The organism is Streptomyces sp. NPDC052687 (assembly GCF_040678395.1).
Classification (GTDB): Bacteria; Actinomycetota; Actinomycetes; order Streptomycetales; family Streptomycetaceae; genus Streptomyces.
In genome coordinates, this window is the sequence record NZ_JBFATR010000049.1 from 13,724 (window position 1) to 28,962 (window position 15,239).

Sequence of the window (15,239 nt, forward strand, 5' to 3'; positions counted from 1 at the left end):
GACAGCACCGCCGCCCCGTACGGCCGCAGTGGTGGCACTGGGCGTACGGTGGCCGGTACTGGGCGCCGGCGACCGGTGCCGGCGCCGCGCTCTACGGCCCTCGCCCCGGGCCGCACAGTGCCGGCGTCGCCGTGCATCTCGTTCTCGCCGACGTATGCGGCGACGCACTGGACCTGGACACACGGGTCGACGCCAGTCGCTGGTCCAGTGGACGACAGTCCTCCACGAACGGCAGCCGGAGCGCGCCCGGCAGCAGCCGTTGCCCGCGGGTGCGCGACGGCCCCCGCCCGGCCACAGCCGCCAGTGTGGTTCAGGTCAGAGGGATCGTCACCTCGTCCTCCACCGGGGGATCGAGTTCCTGGGCGAGGTGGCCTGTCGCGGCGTGGCAGCGGATGTGAAGGGCCTGTGGGGTGACGTCGATGCGGAGGAAGGACTTGAAGAAGGGCGGGGCGTGGGTGGCGCAGCTGGGGGAGAGGAGGCCGGTGTAGAGCTTGCGCAGGGGGAGGCGGAGGCGGGGGGTGCGGCGCGGGCGGCGGCCGGTGCCGAGGAGGGTGGCGACCAGGCGGGTGCGGCGGGTGACGAGGGCGGGGGTCTCGGCGGGGCGGGCGGGCCGGTCCTTCAGGCGTTCGGCGACGACGGCCGCGGCCTGCGCCTCGGTGAGGGCGAAGAAGCGCCGCAGCCGGGTGCGGCGGGCGTAGATCCGGCTGTAGAAGGCCAGGGAGTCGCCGCGCAGCGGGTAGCAGCGGAAGTCGTCCTCCGTGACGCCGGGCAGGTCGACCGGGGGGATGGTGTGGGTGGCGTGGGTGAACGCCCCGCCGCCGCCCGCGACGATGTACTGGATGGTGCGGTCGCCGTCCACCCGTATCGGATAGCGCTGGTAGTTGTGGATGTCGCCGCCGATCGCCGCGACGTAGCGGTGCGCGGGGTCGCGGACGATGTCGTCGACCGTGCCGCCGCCCTCGATCGGGGTCGGGCGGGGCGCGCCGTCGGCGTACAGCGGCCGCCCGGTGACGAGGATCTTCGGGCGCGGGTCGCGGGAGACCTCGCGCAGCCAGGCGGCCTGCTCGGCGTCGACGGTGCCGAGCAGCCCGGTGTCGATGCCCACGATGCGGATCGGCCCGGCGTCGATCGCCCAGTACGGGCCCGGCTGGACGGAGAACTGGGCGGGTGCGGAGCGCAGCTTGCGGGCCTGGGCGAAGCCCGCCTCGTCGACCGGGCTCGGCCGGTGCCACAGCAGCTCGCGCAGCCAGGCCCGGGTCAGCCGGCGCGGCCGGGCCTCGGGCGGCAGCGGTGGCGCGTCGTCGCAGAAGACGCGCATGAAGCCGCGCAGGTCCTCGTACCAGTCGTGGTTCCCGGGCACGGCGTAGATCGGCGCCGGATAGTCCTGGTACGGGCGGAAGAACTTGTCGCCGTAGTCGTCCGTGGCGCCCACGGGATAGATGACATCACTCGCGATGATCATGAACTGGGTGTCCTGGCCGACCCGCAACAGGCCCGGCACCACCGCGTACTGCGGCTCGCCCCCCTCACCCGTGTCCCCGGCCACCAGGAACGCGAAGCGGTCCGGGTCCGGTCGGCGGATCACCTTGTCCGCGGGCGCCCCGACCGCCGCCTGCTGGGCCACCCAGCGGCCGCGGGTACGGCCCGTGGGGTCCCCGAACAGGGCCGCCAGGATGCCGTTGCGGGCGAGCCACAGCGTCCTGGGGTCGAGCCACGACAGTTTCCGGCCCGGGGCGGCCGGAACCAGCTGCCGGTAGGCGCCGGGTTCGGGCGCGCCCCAGCCGGCGCCCTCGGCGGTATCACGTGAGGAGTCAGACACCCGTGCATCGTAATGATGATCGAAAGCGGCGCGAGGCGGAACCCGGATGATCACCGGTTCCATCTCGCGCCGCTCGGTGCCGAGTTGATCAGTTGAACGGATCCAGCGTCAGGTACGCCTGCTGCGGAGCCCCGTCGTGGACCAGCGACTCGTGGTGCCCGACGTCGTCGAAGGCGAACGCGTAGGCCTTCCCGTCGGCCATCCGCTCATGGATGATCCGCGCGTAGTGGTTGGTCACCGCGTCCTGGTAGAACGACGCCGACGAGGTGTCCGGCTGGTTCGGGTTGGTCAGCAGCGTCGAGCGGTTGAACCCCGCGCACAGCGTGCGGGAGATCGGCCCGCGCACCTCGTCGTTCGGCGCGTCCAGCAGCTTGTGGCAGCCGAAGACACTGTCGGCGTCCGGCTTCTGGAAGCTGGTCACGACCGCTCCCGAGCTGTTGGTGAAGCGCAGCACGCCGTCCGACACCCGGCCCTGGTACTTCGTCCCCGGACGGTCCGCGAACGGGGTGACGGTCAGGGTCGTCGTGGCGTACTTCTGCCACACGCGGTTGATGTAGTCGTCCATCACGGACGCAGAGATGCGCCCGGTGCCGACCCCGTACGCGGGGGACAGCGCCCGCAGCACGGTCCCGTCCGACCGCGTCTGCACCAGCCCGCCCCAGCCCGGCTGGGCGCGCAGCGCCGACAACACCCCGTTGTAGCCACCCGGCTTGAGCCGCCCGGTGGTCGCCGTGGTGCCGTCGCCCCGCTGCACGCCGACCGCGTACGGCGCGGAGAACATGTCGACCTGGGTGCTGTTGAGCCACAGGCCCGAGTCGTTCAGCGTGTACTCGGACCAGTTGAAGAGGATGTCGTGATTGGGGTCGCTCGGGTTCTGCACGGCCGGCTGCACCAGACCGCCCGTGGCGAGCCGGAAGTCGAGCTTGCGGCCGTAGGAGAAGTAGATCCGCCCGGACAGCTTGGGGATCCGGATCGTCTTGGTCTGACCGGCGGCGGGGCCCGGGATCGACGCGTCCGGGGCCGGGACGGGGGGCACTCCGCCGGCCGGCCAGGGGTGGAACGTGCCGGTGGCGTCGGCCCAGCCCTGCTGACCGGTCGTCAGCGAGGTGCCGAGGACGTAGACGTGGACCTGGTCGCCGCGTCCGGAGTTGTTGGTGATCTGCAGCGGGATGGTGGCGGGCACCGCGGCCTCGGCGGACCGTGGCGTGCCGAACGTGAGCAGGGTGCCGAGCAAAGCCGCGGCGACGGCGGCGACCGGTAAACGGTGCCGTCTGAGGGATGTGAACATGCCTCGCCTCCGTGCGGGGAGCGCTGTGGGGGGATGGCCGGACGCGTGGGGATTGGTCCGGACCAGCTCGTGAGAGCGCTCTCAGATTGGCCTGATGCTGCGCTCATGTCAATCCGTGCGGCGGAGGTGAGCGGGCTTGCGGGCGAGGTCAGGGGACGAATCGGGTGAGGTGTGGGTGAGGGCGGGGGCCGAAAAGCGGTGCCGCTGGGCCGGGCCGCCGTCCCGGAGTGAAGAGCGGTACCGCTTGGCCGGGCGCCGTCCCGGAGTGAAGAGCGGTACCGCTTGGCCGGGCCGGGCCGCCGACCCGGCGTGAAGAGCGGCATCGCCGGCCGGGCCGCCGTTCCGCGCGTGGACGAGGTGGGCGTCGGCGGTGCCGCTCTCGACCGGGGGAGGGGGGCGCGTCGCCCCGGCCGCCCGGTGGCTACTCGAAGCGGCTCACGTCGCCCGCTCCCCGTCGTACGATTTCCACGTCGCCGCCGGAGAAGTCGATGACCGTCGTCGGCTCGGTGCCGCACTCCCCGGAGTCGAGCACCGCGTCCAGCACGTGGTCCAGGCGGTCCTTGATCTCCCAGCCCTGGGTCATCGGCTCGTCCTCGTCGGGCAGCAGCAGGGTGCTCGACAGCAGCGGTTCGCCGAGTTCGGCGAGGAGCGCCTGGGTGACGACGTGGTCGGGGATGCGCACCCCGACGGTCTTCTTCTTCGGGTGCATCAGGGCGCGCGGCACCTCCTTGGTCGCCGGGAGGATGAAGGTGTAGCTGCCCGGTGTGGACCCCTTGACCGCCCGGAAGACGTCGTTGTCCACCCGCACGAACTGGCCGAGCTGCGCGAAGTCCTGGCAGACCAGGGTGAAGTGGTGCCGGTCGTCCAGCCGGCGGATGGAGCGGATCCGGTCCATCCCGTCCTTGCTGCCGACCCGGCAGCCGAGTGCGTAGCAGGAGTCCGTCGGATACGCGATGAGGGCACCCGAACGCACCGCGTCGGCGATCTGCGCGATGGTGCGCGGCTGGGGGTTGTCGGGGTGCACGTCGTAGTACTTCGCCATCCGCCGAGCTTATGCCGTACGGCCCCGGTGAGCCGCTCGGCCTCACGCCGAGGGCGTCGCTTTGACATAAGTATGAGCCCATACCTATTCTGGGCGTCATGTCCGACACCAGCGCCCCCACGCAGCGCACGGCACGCGTAGCCGCCGAGCTCGCGGCGTGCCTGCCCGCGCTGTACCGGGCGCTGGACCGGCGGATCGCCAGGGACTTCCCGCACCCGAAGCCGCCGGAGGGCCAGCTGATGCTGCTGCGCCACGTCGCGCAGCACGAGGGCTGCACCGTGCGCGAGGCCGCCGAGGCCCTGTTGATGAAGCCGAACAACGTCAGCGCGCTGGTCTCCCAGATGACGGAGCAGGGGATGCTGGAGCGCCGCCAGGACCGCGCCGACAAGCGCGTCGCGCACCTGCACCTCACCGAGACCTCACGGCGCCGGCTCGCCCAGGTCCGCGCGCTCGAACAGACCCACCTCACCGAGGCGCTGGCCGCCCTCACCGACGGCGAACTCGACGCCCTCGGATCCGCCACGGGCGCGCTCGTCTCGCTCGCCCGTCACCTCCACACCGCGCCCGCCGCGACCCGCTGACGGCCGTCCTCCCGCGCGGGAGGACCCACCGCCCCTGCGGGCCGACGGTTCCGCGCCGTGTGCGTCACCTTCCCGCCGTGACGGCCGGTGTCTTCGCCGTTCCCTTCGCCGCTTTCTCGTTTCCCGCCGTACGCACCCCCGCACAGACACACACAGACACAGACACACACATACACAGACACAGACACAGACAAGGCTCCATCCATGTCCTCCACCGCCGTGGACCGCTCCGGCGTGCCCGCGTCCGCCGACGCGCCGCGTCCGCCCGCCGGGCGCCGCGCCAACCCCTGGCTCACCCTCTGCGCCGTCGCGTTCGGCCTGTTCATGGTCCAGCTCGACGGGTCCGTCGTGGCCATCGCCAACCCGGAGATCGGCCGCGACCTCGGCGCGTCCACCGCCGAACTCCAGTGGGTGACCAACTCCTACCTGCTCGCCCTCGCCGCCACCCTCATCCTCGGCGGCAAGCTCGGCGACCGTTTCGGCCGCCGCACCTACTACCTCGTCGGCGTCGCCGGCTTCACCCTCACCTCGGTGGCGATCGGTCTCGCCGGCTCCATCGAGGGCGTCATCGTCTTCCGCGCCCTGCAGGGCCTGTTCGGCGGCCTGCTCATGCCCAACACGCTCGGCCTGCTGCGCGCCGTCTTCCCGCCGCGCAAGTTCGGCATGGCGGTCGGCATCTGGGCGATGGTGTCGGCGGTCTCCACCGCCCTCGGACCCATCGTCGGCGGCCTGCTGGTCGAGCACGTCAGCTGGGAGTCGGTGTTCTACATCAACGCGCCGATCGGCGTCGCCGCCTTCCTCTTCAGCGCGTTCGTGCTGCCGCAGGGCAAGAGCGCCGAGGAGCGGCAGCGGTTCGACGTGCCCGGCGTGATCCTGCTGGCCCTCGGCCTGCTCGCCGTCGTCTTCGGCGTCGTCAAGGGGGAGACCTGGGGCTGGACCTCGGCCGGCACCTGGGGCGCCGTGCTCGCCGGGCTGCTGGTCCTGATCGTCTTCGGCCGGTACGAGACCCGCACCGCCCATCCGCTGCTGCCGATGCGGCTGTTCCGCAACCGTGCCCTCACGGTCGGCGCGATCGTCACCGCGCTGAACTTCTTCGTGCTGCTCGGCATGATCTTCTTCGTGATGCTCTACCTGCAGAACGTGCGTGGCTACACCCCCGTCGAGGCCGGTGTGCGCACCCTGCCGCTCAGCCTGGCCTCCCTGGTCGCCTCCCCGCTGGGCGCCGCGCTGACCCAGCGCCTGGGCGCCCGCGTGACCATGCCGGTCGGCATGGTCCTCCAGGCCGCCTCCTGCTTCGGCATGCTCACCTGGACCACGGACTCCTCGTACACCACCATGTGGCCGCCGTTCATCGCCCTCGGCCTCGGCGTCGGCATGGTGCTCGCCGCCTCCTCCGACGCGATCGTGGGCAACGCGCCCGTCCGTGACGGCGGTGTGGCGGGCGGTCTCCAGGCCACCACGCTGCAGATCGGCGGGGCCCTCGGCACCTCCGTGCTGGTCTCCGTGATCAGCGCCGAGGTCGGCGCCACCCTGCGCGGCGAACTCACCGGAGCCGGCGTGCCGGCCGCCCTGGCCCAGCGGCTCCAGGAGGCCAAGGACGCCGTCGCGATGGGAGTCGCGCCGGTCTCCGGCGACATGCCCGCGCCGCTGCGCGCGGCCGTCGCCGAGGGCAGCGGCGCCGCCTTCATGAACGGCGTGCACCTGGCCGTCGTCGTCACCGGCGTCCTCTGCCTCGTCGGCGCGGCCGTCGCCGCGCTCGGCCTGCGCACGGGCGGCCGGCCCAGGCAGCACTGAACCCAGGCTCTCCTGACGGAACGTCGGACGCAGGCGGCGGCGCCCGGACCCAGTACGAGGTCGTCCTCGCCCACGTGGCGCTCGGCGAGCTGCCCGAGCCCGCCCTGCCCACGGCAGACCGGAACAATCCGGACTCACCTGTGCACGGGTGAGCCGTCCGCCCCCGACGGCTCGCACCGACGCGATACCCGGCCGCACCACCCGCCCCGTAGGTTCGACGTCACGGGGACGGCGCGACCGGCACGGGGGACCGGTCGCGCCCCCGCGGCGCCCTCGTCTTCCGGGGCCGCGAGAATCCGGGGCGGCTCCTCGCGGGGTGGCCCCGGACGCGTTCGTACGCGGCGGCACGGCGACCAGGGCGGTTCCGCGTCCCCGCAGGGCCGGCGGCCGCCGCATCCGCGGGCGCACGTGCTGAGCGGGTGTCTGTGTGGCTCCGGGCAAGAGGGGTACTCGGCGCCCACGTCAAGCAAGCACCCGCACAGAAGGAGGAGGCCCGAGTGACCAGCAGCACGGAGACCGGCGGTGTGACCGGCACGGCGGACAAGGACTACAACCTCATCTGGTACGTGGAGGCGTGCCTCAGCAACGCGCTCAAGCTGGAGCAGTACGTCCAGGACGCGGAGCGCGCCAAGGACACCGAGGTCGCGGAGCTGTTCCGCAAGGCCCAGGCCGACAGCCGCAAGGGCGCCGAGCTGGGCAAGGAGCTGCTGCGCAAGCGGCTCAGCGGCAGCTGACGGGCACTCACCCCATCCGGCCCGGATCCCGGCGACGCCCGGGGTCCGGGCCGTCGCGCGCCCGCTCACGCGGGCGCCGGCCTTACCCCCCCCGGCGCTCACGCGGGCGCCGGCCGGACCCGCCCGGCGCTCAGGCGGGCGTCAGCCGGACACACCCGGCGCTCACGCGGGCGCGCGGTCGGCGCGCGCTCACGGCAGCGGCTGCTCCGCCCAGATCACCTTGCCCGTCGGCAGATAGCGGGTGCCCCAGCGCTCGGCGAGCTGGGCGACTAGGAACAGACCGCGTCCGCCCTCGTCCGTCATGCCCGCGTACCGCAGATGCGGAGCCGTACTGCTGCCGTCGAAGACCTCGCAGATCAGCGCCCGGTCACGCAGCACCCGCACCCGGATCGGGGGACCGCCGTAGCGGATCGCGTTGGTGACCAGCTCGCTCAGGATCAGTTCCGTGGTGAACGCCAGCTCGTCCAGCCCCCACTCGGCCAGCCGCCGGGTGACCGAGGACCGCACGTCCGCCACGGCCGCCGGATCGGCCGGCACGTCCCAGGCGGCCACCCGGTCGGCGCCCAGCGCCCGGGTCCGGGCCACGATCAGCGCGATGTCGTCGCTGGGCCGGGCCGGCAGCCGGGCGTCCACCACCGCCCGGCAGGTGTCCTCCGGGAGCGGACCGGCCCGCTCCAGCGCCTCGCGCAGCAGTCCCAGCCCCACGTCGATGTCCCGGGCGCGGTCCTCCACCAGCCCGTCGGTGTACAGCACCAGCCGGCTGCCCTCCGCCAGCTCCAGATCGGCCGTCTCGAACGGCAGCCCGCCCAGACCCAGCGGGGGACCGGCGGGCACCTCCGGGAACTCCACCCGGCCGTCCGGCAGCACCAGGGCGGGCGGCGGATGACCGGCGCGGGCGATCGCGCAGCGCCGCGAGACCGGGTCGTAGATCGCGTACAGGCAGGTCGCACCCGTCACCGGGGCGCTGCCGCCCTCCTCCGCCTCGTGCTGGTCGATCCGCGCCACCATCTCGTCGAGCAGCGTCAGCAGCTCGTCGGGCGCCAGGTCCAGCGCCGTGAAGTTGTGCACGGCGGTCCGCAGCCGGCCCATGGTGGCCGCCGCGTGCAGCCCGTGCCCCACCACGTCCCCGACCACCAGCGCGACCCGGGCGCCCGACAGCGGCAGTACGTCGAACCAGTCGCCGCCCACCCCGGCCTGCGCCGGCAGATACCGGTAGGCGACGTCCAGCGCGTTCTGCTCGGGCAGGCTGCGCGGCAGCAGGCTGCGCTGCAGGGTCACCGCCATGGTGTGCTCACGGGTGTAGCGGCGGGCGTTGTCGATGGACACCGCGGCCCGCGCCACCAGCTCCTCCGCGAGCGCCAGATCCTCCGCGTCGAACGGCTCCGGCTTGCGCGAACGCCAGAAGTTGGCCAGACCGAGGGTCAGCGATCCCGCCCGCAGCGGTGCGGTGATCAGGGAGTGGATGCCGTACTCCAGCACCTGCGCGGTGCGCTCCAGGTCCTGCGCCTGCCAGCCCGGAGCGTCGTTCAGCCGGGGCTCCAGGATCGCCTGCCCGCTGCGCAGACTGCGCGCCTGCGGGGAGGACGGCACGAAGTGGATGCGCCGGCCCACCGGGTACAGCGGCGCGTCGTCCCGGATTCCGCCGAAGCCCGTACGGCGCAGCTCCAGGCCCGCCTCCGGCTGCTCCCCGGCGAGCACCGCGTCGAACAGGTCCACGGTGACGAAGTCCGCGAAGCGGGGCACCGCCAGCTCCGTCAGCTCCTGCGCCGTCCGGGTCACGTCCAGGCTGGTGCCGATGCCGACCCCGGCCGCGTACAGCATGTCGAGGCGTTCGCGCGCCACCTCCGCCCGGCCCGACAGGGCGCGCAGCTCGGTGGAGTCACGCAGCGTCGCCACACTGCCCGCCGGGCCGCCCGTCAGGTCCGTGGGCCGCTGGTTGATCGCCAGCAGCCGGTCCTTCACCAGCCGCACCTCGTCCGTGGCGACCCGCCCGGAGGCCAGCAGCTCCGCGGTGGCCGGATCCAGGCCCAGCTCGCGCACATGCCGGCCCTCCGCGTCGTCCGGCAGGTCCAGCAGCCGGCGCGCCTCGTCGTTGGCGAGCAGCAGCGCGCCGTCGCCGTCCAGGATCAGCACGCCCTCACGGACGGAGTGCAGGACCGCGTCGTGGTGCTCGTACATCCGGGTCATCTCGCGCGGCCCCAGCCCGCGGGTCTGCCGCAGCAGCCGCCGGCTGACCAGCGCGGTGCCCGCCGTGGCCACCGCCAGGCCCACCCCCGCGGCGGTCAGCATCAGGGGCACCTGCCGGTCGGCGGCGCCGCCGACGTGCTCGGTGGTGATCCCCGCCGACACCAGGCCGACCACCGTTCCGTCGGGCTCCCGGACCGGTACGACCGCCTGCACCAGTCGCCCGATCGTGCCCTCGATCTCCTCGGTCACCGGCTCCCCGGCCAGCGCGGGCTCGATGGTCCCGACGAACTTCTTGCCGATGCGGTCGGGCAGCGGATGGGTGTAGCGGGTGCCGTCGGTGGCCATGACGACGATGAAGTCGACGCCGGTCGCCTCGCGGGCCGCCTCCGCCCGTGGCTGGAGCACCGCCGTGGGATCCCGGCTGCGGAGCGCCGCCAGCGTGCCCGGAGCCTCGGCGAAGGTCCCCGCGACCGCCAGCGACCGGTTGCGGGCCTCCTGAGTGCTGTCGTACCGCGCCTGCAGCACCAGGGCCACCACCGCGGCGGCGACCAGCACCAGCACGACGACGACCTGGAGCAGGAAGACCTGCCCGGCGACGCTGCGCCGGCGCAGCACCGGCCACAGCGCGGCCGCGGAACGCCGTCGCTCGCCGGCCTCCCGGCGCGGTCCCGGCCCGCCCTCCGGCAGCGCCCGTGACGCACTCCGCGGGCGCACGGCGCCGGGCGGTCCGGTGGACCGAGCCCGGGATCGACCCCAATGTCGGACCATGTGCCCTGTCTACCCTCCCCGGCCCCAGGAGGCGAGGGGCGTCACCCGGTGCGGGGGTCCCGGAGAGTCCGCCCTTCCGCCTGCCGGCGTCGCCGCCTCCGCGCCTGCCGTACTGTCCGGTCCTCCGCTGCTCCTGTCCTCTCCGCTGCTGGGTCTCTCCTCCGGCCCGGCGGTACGCTTCTCAGCCGCCCCGGCGTCAAGCCTGTCCCGTCCTCCCGGCTCCGCGGCTCGCCCCTCCGCTCCGGTTCTGCGGTGCACGCGGTCCTTGCCGGCCTGACCACCGGTCCCGTCGCGGCGGCAGGCGAGCAGCAGGGCGATGTCGTCCGGCCGGTCGACGGCGTGCCGGGCCGCCGCGGTGAGGCGGTCGGCGACGCCGGCGAGCCAGCGCCCGCCCGGCCGCGCCGGCGGCGCACCGGCCTTGGCCAGCGCCAGCCGCAGCGCGGTGATGCCGTCGTCGATGTCGCCGCCGGGCCGCTCCACGAGCCCGTCCGTGTACAGCGCCAGCAGCGCGCCCGGTGCCATCACCAGCTCCGACACCGGGTAGTCGGCGTACGCGTCCACCCCGAGCACCACCCCACCGGGCAGGTCCAGCACCCGGGTGCGGCCGTCCGGGTGACGCAGCAGCGGCGGCGGATGACCTGCCCGGACGATCCGCGCGACGCCCGTGAGCGGGTCCAGGCGCACATAGCAGCAACTGGCGAACTGGCCCGGGTCCAGGTCGATGAGGAGCCGGTTGGTGCCGCTCAGCACCTCGTCCGGCGGCCGGTCGTCGAGCGCGAACGCCCGTACGGCGCTGCGCAGCTGTCCCATCGTGGCGGCCGCCTGCACCCCGTGCCCCTGGACGTCACCGATCACCAGGGCCACCCCGTCGCCCGACCCGATGACGTCGTACCAGTCCCCGCCGACGTCCATGCCCTGGGTGCCCGGCAGGTACCGGCCCGCCGCCTCCACGCGCGGGTGGGCCGGCAGCCGGCGGGGGAGGAGCGCCCGCTGCAGGCCCCGGGCCAGCGCGGCCTCCGTCTCGTAGCGCTGCGCCTTCTCCATCGCGTGGGCGATCACCCCGGCCAGCGCGGTCAGCACCGTGCGCTCCTCGGTGCTGAAGCTGCGCACCCGGTCGAAGCCCAGGATGCAGGAGCCGACGGGCCGCCCCGAGGCGATCAGCGGCAGAAAGGCGCGGGCTCCGACCTGCGCGTCCAGCGGGATGCCGGGGTAGGCCGCCGCGAGCTGCTCCATCGAGTCGAAGAACAGCGGCCGGCCGGTGGTCAGCGTCTCCACGCCGGGCAGCCGGGCGTCCAGACCGACTCCCTGGAACGGGGCCAGGAACCCGGTCGGGAAGCCGGTCTCCCAGGCCAGGTACAGATGCCGGTCCTGGAGCAGGTAGATGGCGAGGCGACGGCCGCCGAAGGCGGGCAGCAGCTCCTGCATGACCACCGCGGAGACCTGACGGGCGGTGACCGCCTCGGTGAGGGCCAGGGCGAGCACGATCGGCCGGAACGCCGGGGACGCCGCTGCGGCGCCGGGGTCGGGGACGTCCGGCACGGGCGCCGCGGGCGATGGGGGCGATGGGGGCGTCGGGGGCGCCGCGGCTCGCGGGGCCGCACGGGGTGGGGCTTGGGCGGCTTCGGCGGTGGGCGCGGGGCGGTTCGGGGCCCGGGCCGCGGACCCCGCGGCGGGCGCCGCGTGTCCCGAGGCCTGGTCCGGTGTCCCGGTGGCCTGTGACGCCGCCGCGTCGGATCCGCCGGTGGACCGGGTCACCGTGCAGGCCAGCACCTCGGCGCCGGGGTGGACCGACACGGACAGCCAGTCACCGCCGCCCGGCTGGAACGGATCACCCGGTTGGATCGGGAGGTCCGGCGAGGATGGGACACCCTGCGGGAACCGGGCATCCGGCGAGGACGGGTCACCCTGCGGGAACCGGGCATCCGGCGGGGACGGGTCACCCTGCGGGGACGGTTCCGCGCCGCTCGCCCGGTGTCCGGAAGGCGGGCGGCGGACGTGGAAGTGGACCGGGTCGGGCGCGAGCAGGGCCGCCCGCAGATGGTCCTCGAAGGCTGGCTGACCCAGCCACGGCACGCCCTCCCACAGCGGCCGTCCGAGGAACCGGGCGCGCGGCTCGCCCAGCAGCCGGGCCGCTTGCGGGTTGGCGTGCACGATCCGCCCCAGCCGGTCCAGGCAGAACAGGCCCTGCGGCAGCTGGTCGGCCGCCGCGTCGGCCACCGAACCCGCGTCCACGACGATGCCCTCGACCCGCGACGGAGTCCACAGCTCGACCCGGAGCGGGACACCGTCCACGGTCCGTACGTACAGCGGCTGCGGCGGGTCGCCACCGGCCGCGCCCCTCAGCAGCCTCAGCAGACGGCCGGCGTCCGCCCTGGCCAGGGTCCGGACGAGCGCGCGGGCGCTGCCGGGCAGATCGGCGGGTGTGAGGCCCAGGAGCGCGCGCAGGGTGTCGTCGCCGGTGACGACGTCCGCCGCCGGGTCCCAGCAGAACCGGCCGATCCGCACCGTCGCCGGACGGGTGGTCGGCGGCGAGACGCACACCGGCTCCTCGTCCCAGGTCAGCGTCTCGCCGTCGGCTTCCAGCGGACGTACCGCCGCGCCCACCTCCTCCGCCAGCTCGGCCAGCCGGTCGCGGGCGGGCAGCAGCTCCGCGGCGTCCGGTGCGCTCGGCAGCAGCGCGGTCAGCACCCCGAACGTCTCCGCCGCCCCGGTGAGGGGCACACAGACCGACCCGATCGGGAACGGCAGGGCGGCGGCGAACTGCGGGTAGCGGCGCATGGTCTCCGTGGTGTTCGCCAGCACCACCTGGACGCCGAGCCGGTAGGTGTCGGAGACCGGGAAACGCCGGTCCACGTGCACCCGCCACCACGGCCGGAACAGCACCCCCGGCAGCCCCACCAGGGAGGCCAGCCGCAGTTCACTGCCGCGCGCGGAACGCACGTACACCCCGGCGGCCCGCGCCTCGGCGGCACCGGTCGCCTCGACGGCGGCGCCGGTGAGCAGCGCGGTCAGCCGTGCACGCGTCCCGCTCCTGGCCTCGCCGCTCCGAGTCATCGGTCCTGTCCCGTCCACGCGCGCCGTCGCCGGTCCCGCGCGGGTCGGTCCGGACCCGGTGGTCAGGACGTGCGCAGGGTCCGCTTGGCGAGGTCGAACGCCGGGAGCATCGCCTCGTGCTCCTCGTCGTCCAGCCCGCCCAGGTGCAGGACGACCGGTCCGTCCGCCGTGACGACGGCGAGCGCGCGCTGCTTGGTCGTCTCCTCAAGGATCGCGCTGGTGCGCAGGTATGACACCTCGACGCCGGCCAGCCGCCCCGACCGGAAGGTGCGGTACCGCTGTTTGTGGAGGCTGACCTCCTCGCTCTCCTCGGCGAGCACGAAGTCCTCCAGGACGGTCCGTGCGTCGTTCCCGCCCGGCTGGCCCCGTTCCCCGGTGAAGACGCGGAGGAAGCCGATGTGCCCGGCGGGCTTGGCGTCCACCTCGCAGGCGGCCGTCACGGGCCCCTGACGCAGCAGCGCGTCGGCCAGCTCGGCGGCCAGCTCCCGGTCCAGGCCGTCCGGGTCGTCCGAACCATCGGAACTGTCCGCGCCGTCCGAGCCGTCCGAGCCGTCCGAGCCGTCCGCGCCGTCCGAGCCGTCCGAGCCGTCCGAGCCGTCCGAGCCGTCCGAGCCGTCCGAGCCGTCCGAGCCGTCCGAGCCGTCCGAGCCGTCCGAGCCGTCCGAGTCCTCGGGACCGGCCGTTCCCTCAGAGCCGGCCGGCTCCTCCCCCGCGGCCCGGGCCGCGGCGGCGTCGATCGCCTCCGGCTCCCAGCGCTCGGCGATGTCGAAGCTGACGGGCAGCTCGCAGGCGGAGCCCGCCGCGCCGACCCGGCCGCCGCTCTCGGCAGCCGCCCGCTCCCCGTCCGCCGGGGCGCCGGCCGACGCGCCCCCCGATTCCCCCGCGTCCGGCCCGGCGGCCTGCGCACACCCGGTCAGCACCACGGCCGCCAACGCGGCACCGGCCACCGCCCGTCCCGCTCTCCCCACCCCGACCCGCACGGTCCCGTCTCCTCTCGCTGTGGCGCGCCACTGTAACCGAGGGGACCGACAGTCGTGATCAGCGGCTGAGAGCGGTGCGGGCGGCCTCGACGGCCTGACCGGCGTACGACCGTCCGAAGAGGACCACGTGCACGAGCAGCGGGAAGAGCTGGTGCAGGGCGACCCGGTCGCGCCAGCCGTCGCCGAGCGGCGCGGCCTCCTGATAGCCGGCCAGGACCCGGTCGAGATGAGGACAGCCGAACAACCGGAGCATCGCCAGGTCGGTCTCGCGGTGGCCGCCGTGCGCGGCCGGGTCGATCAGCCAGACCCGTCCGTCGGCTCCCCACAGCACGTTGCCGTTCCACAGATCCCCGTGCAGCCGGGCGGGCGGCTCCGCCGGCCCGGCCAGCTCGGGCAGCCGCGCGCAGACCCGCTCGAACACCTCCGCCTCGCCCGCACGCAGAGTGCCGTCGTCGACGGCGCGGCGCACATAGGGCAGCACGCGGTGCTCGGCGTACCAGACCGGCCAGTCCGCGCCGGTGACGTTGCGCATCGGCGCGAGCCCGATGGCGGCGTCCCGCGGGCCGCCCGGCGGGGGAGCCCCGAAGGCGGGCGCGCCCGCGGCGTGCAGCGCGGCCAGCTCCCGCCCGAACCGCACCGCGGCCTCCGCGCCGGGCCGGCCGTCCGGTACCCGGTCGATGACGAGCCACGACCCGTCATGCCCGTGCACGGCCGGCACCCGGACCGCGCCGGCCTCCGCCAGCCACCGCAGCCCCGCCGCCTCGGCCCGCACGCCGCCCGGCGCGTCCTGCCGCTTCACGATCACCACGGGGCCGCCCCGCAGCGTCACCTCGGCGAGCCCTCCGGACACCGCCCGGACCCCGGTCACCGCCCGCCCGGTCAACCGCTCCGCCACGGCCGCCGGACCGTACTCTCCGTCCACGTCACGCACGGTCACCAGCGTACGGCGGGCGCCGCGCGCCCTGGGTCCGGTCGGATCGCATTTGCCGAAT

Annotated in this window: 10 protein-coding genes and 1 pseudogene; 4 read left to right on the plus strand and 7 right to left on the minus strand. The window is 74.5% G+C overall.

Features of this window, described 5'->3' with window-relative positions:
* Nucleotides 1–26: 26 nt before the first annotated feature.
* A pseudogene (locus AB0K92_RS28025) lies at nucleotides 27–104 on the plus strand (dipeptidase); the annotation flags it as partial.
* Between the two features lie 206 nt (nucleotides 105–310).
* On the opposite strand, the gene AB0K92_RS28030 reads toward AB0K92_RS28025, so the two are convergent.
* The 3 genes from AB0K92_RS28030 to AB0K92_RS28040 all read right to left on the minus strand — a co-directional run bounded on the left by AB0K92_RS28030 (nucleotide 311) and on the right by AB0K92_RS28040 (nucleotide 4,149).
* Nucleotides 311–1,819, minus strand: coding sequence for a metallophosphoesterase (locus AB0K92_RS28030; RefSeq protein WP_365927349.1), 1,509 nt, complete (start codon nucleotides 1,817–1,819; stop codon nucleotides 311–313).
* Nucleotides 1,820–1,907: 88 nt separating this feature from the next.
* On the minus strand, nucleotides 1,908–3,107 hold the full coding sequence (locus tag AB0K92_RS28035; protein ID WP_365927350.1) for a glycoside hydrolase family 64 protein: 1,200 nt from the start codon (nucleotides 3,105–3,107) through the stop codon (nucleotides 1,908–1,910).
* A 421-nt stretch (nucleotides 3,108–3,528) separates the two neighbouring features.
* Nucleotides 3,529–4,149 carry an L-threonylcarbamoyladenylate synthase gene (locus AB0K92_RS28040; RefSeq protein WP_365927351.1) on the minus strand — a complete coding sequence of 207 codons (621 nt, stop codon included), beginning with the start codon at nucleotides 4,147–4,149 and terminating at the stop codon, nucleotides 3,529–3,531.
* Nucleotides 4,150–4,247: 98 nt separating this feature from the next.
* On the opposite strand from AB0K92_RS28040, the gene AB0K92_RS28045 reads away from it, so the two are divergent.
* The 3 genes from AB0K92_RS28045 to AB0K92_RS28055 all read left to right on the plus strand — a co-directional run bounded on the left by AB0K92_RS28045 (nucleotide 4,248) and on the right by AB0K92_RS28055 (nucleotide 7,258).
* The gene (locus AB0K92_RS28045) at nucleotides 4,248–4,730 is read left to right on the plus strand and encodes a MarR family transcriptional regulator (protein WP_365927353.1); all 483 of its coding nucleotides are present in this window, start codon (nucleotides 4,248–4,250) and stop codon (nucleotides 4,728–4,730) included.
* A 204-nt stretch (nucleotides 4,731–4,934) separates the two neighbouring features.
* Entirely contained in the window at nucleotides 4,935–6,524 is a 1,590-nt protein-coding gene (locus tag AB0K92_RS28050) for an MFS transporter (protein ID WP_365927355.1), read from the plus strand.
* Between the two features lie 497 nt (nucleotides 6,525–7,021).
* On the plus strand, nucleotides 7,022–7,258 hold the full coding sequence (locus AB0K92_RS28055) for a hypothetical protein (protein WP_365927357.1): 237 nt from the start codon (nucleotides 7,022–7,024) through the stop codon (nucleotides 7,256–7,258).
* A gap of 189 nt (nucleotides 7,259–7,447) precedes the next feature.
* On the opposite strand, the gene AB0K92_RS28060 is transcribed toward AB0K92_RS28055, so the two are convergent.
* The 4 genes from AB0K92_RS28060 to AB0K92_RS28075 all read right to left on the minus strand — a co-directional run bounded on the left by AB0K92_RS28060 (nucleotide 7,448) and on the right by AB0K92_RS28075 (nucleotide 15,169).
* Complete coding sequence (locus AB0K92_RS28060) at nucleotides 7,448–10,213, minus strand: SpoIIE family protein phosphatase (protein ID WP_365927359.1); 2,766 nt, start codon at nucleotides 10,211–10,213, stop codon at nucleotides 7,448–7,450.
* Between the two features lie 9 nt (nucleotides 10,214–10,222).
* Nucleotides 10,223–13,267: a SpoIIE family protein phosphatase gene (locus AB0K92_RS28065; RefSeq protein WP_365927361.1), complete on the minus strand. Its 3,045-nt coding sequence runs from the start codon at nucleotides 13,265–13,267 to the stop codon at nucleotides 10,223–10,225.
* 62 nt (nucleotides 13,268–13,329) lie between these two features.
* Complete coding sequence (locus tag AB0K92_RS28070; protein WP_365927363.1) at nucleotides 13,330–14,247, minus strand: lipoprotein; 918 nt, start codon at nucleotides 14,245–14,247, stop codon at nucleotides 13,330–13,332.
* Nucleotides 14,248–14,305: 58 nt separating this feature from the next.
* The gene (locus AB0K92_RS28075) at nucleotides 14,306–15,169 is read right to left on the minus strand and encodes a fructosamine kinase family protein (RefSeq protein ID WP_365927401.1); all 864 of its coding nucleotides are present in this window, start codon (nucleotides 15,167–15,169) and stop codon (nucleotides 14,306–14,308) included.
* Between the last annotated feature and the right edge of the window lie 70 nt (nucleotides 15,170–15,239).

Coding starts and splice junctions, on each gene's coding strand:
- AB0K92_RS28035 (WP_365927350.1), bottom strand. CDS start 3,107: ATGTTCACATCCCTCAGACGGCACCGTTTACCGGTCGCCGCCGTCGCC.
- AB0K92_RS28065 (WP_365927361.1), bottom strand. CDS start 13,267: ATGACTCGGAGCGGCGAGGCCAGGAGCGGGACGCGTGCACGGCTGACC.
- AB0K92_RS28060 (WP_365927359.1), bottom strand. CDS start 10,213: ATGGTCCGACATTGGGGTCGATCCCGGGCTCGGTCCACCGGACCGCCC.
- AB0K92_RS28045 (WP_365927353.1), top strand. CDS start 4,248: ATGTCCGACACCAGCGCCCCCACGCAGCGCACGGCACGCGTAGCCGCC.
- AB0K92_RS28040 (WP_365927351.1), bottom strand. CDS start 4,149: ATGGCGAAGTACTACGACGTGCACCCCGACAACCCCCAGCCGCGCACC.
- AB0K92_RS28050 (WP_365927355.1), top strand. CDS start 4,935: ATGTCCTCCACCGCCGTGGACCGCTCCGGCGTGCCCGCGTCCGCCGAC.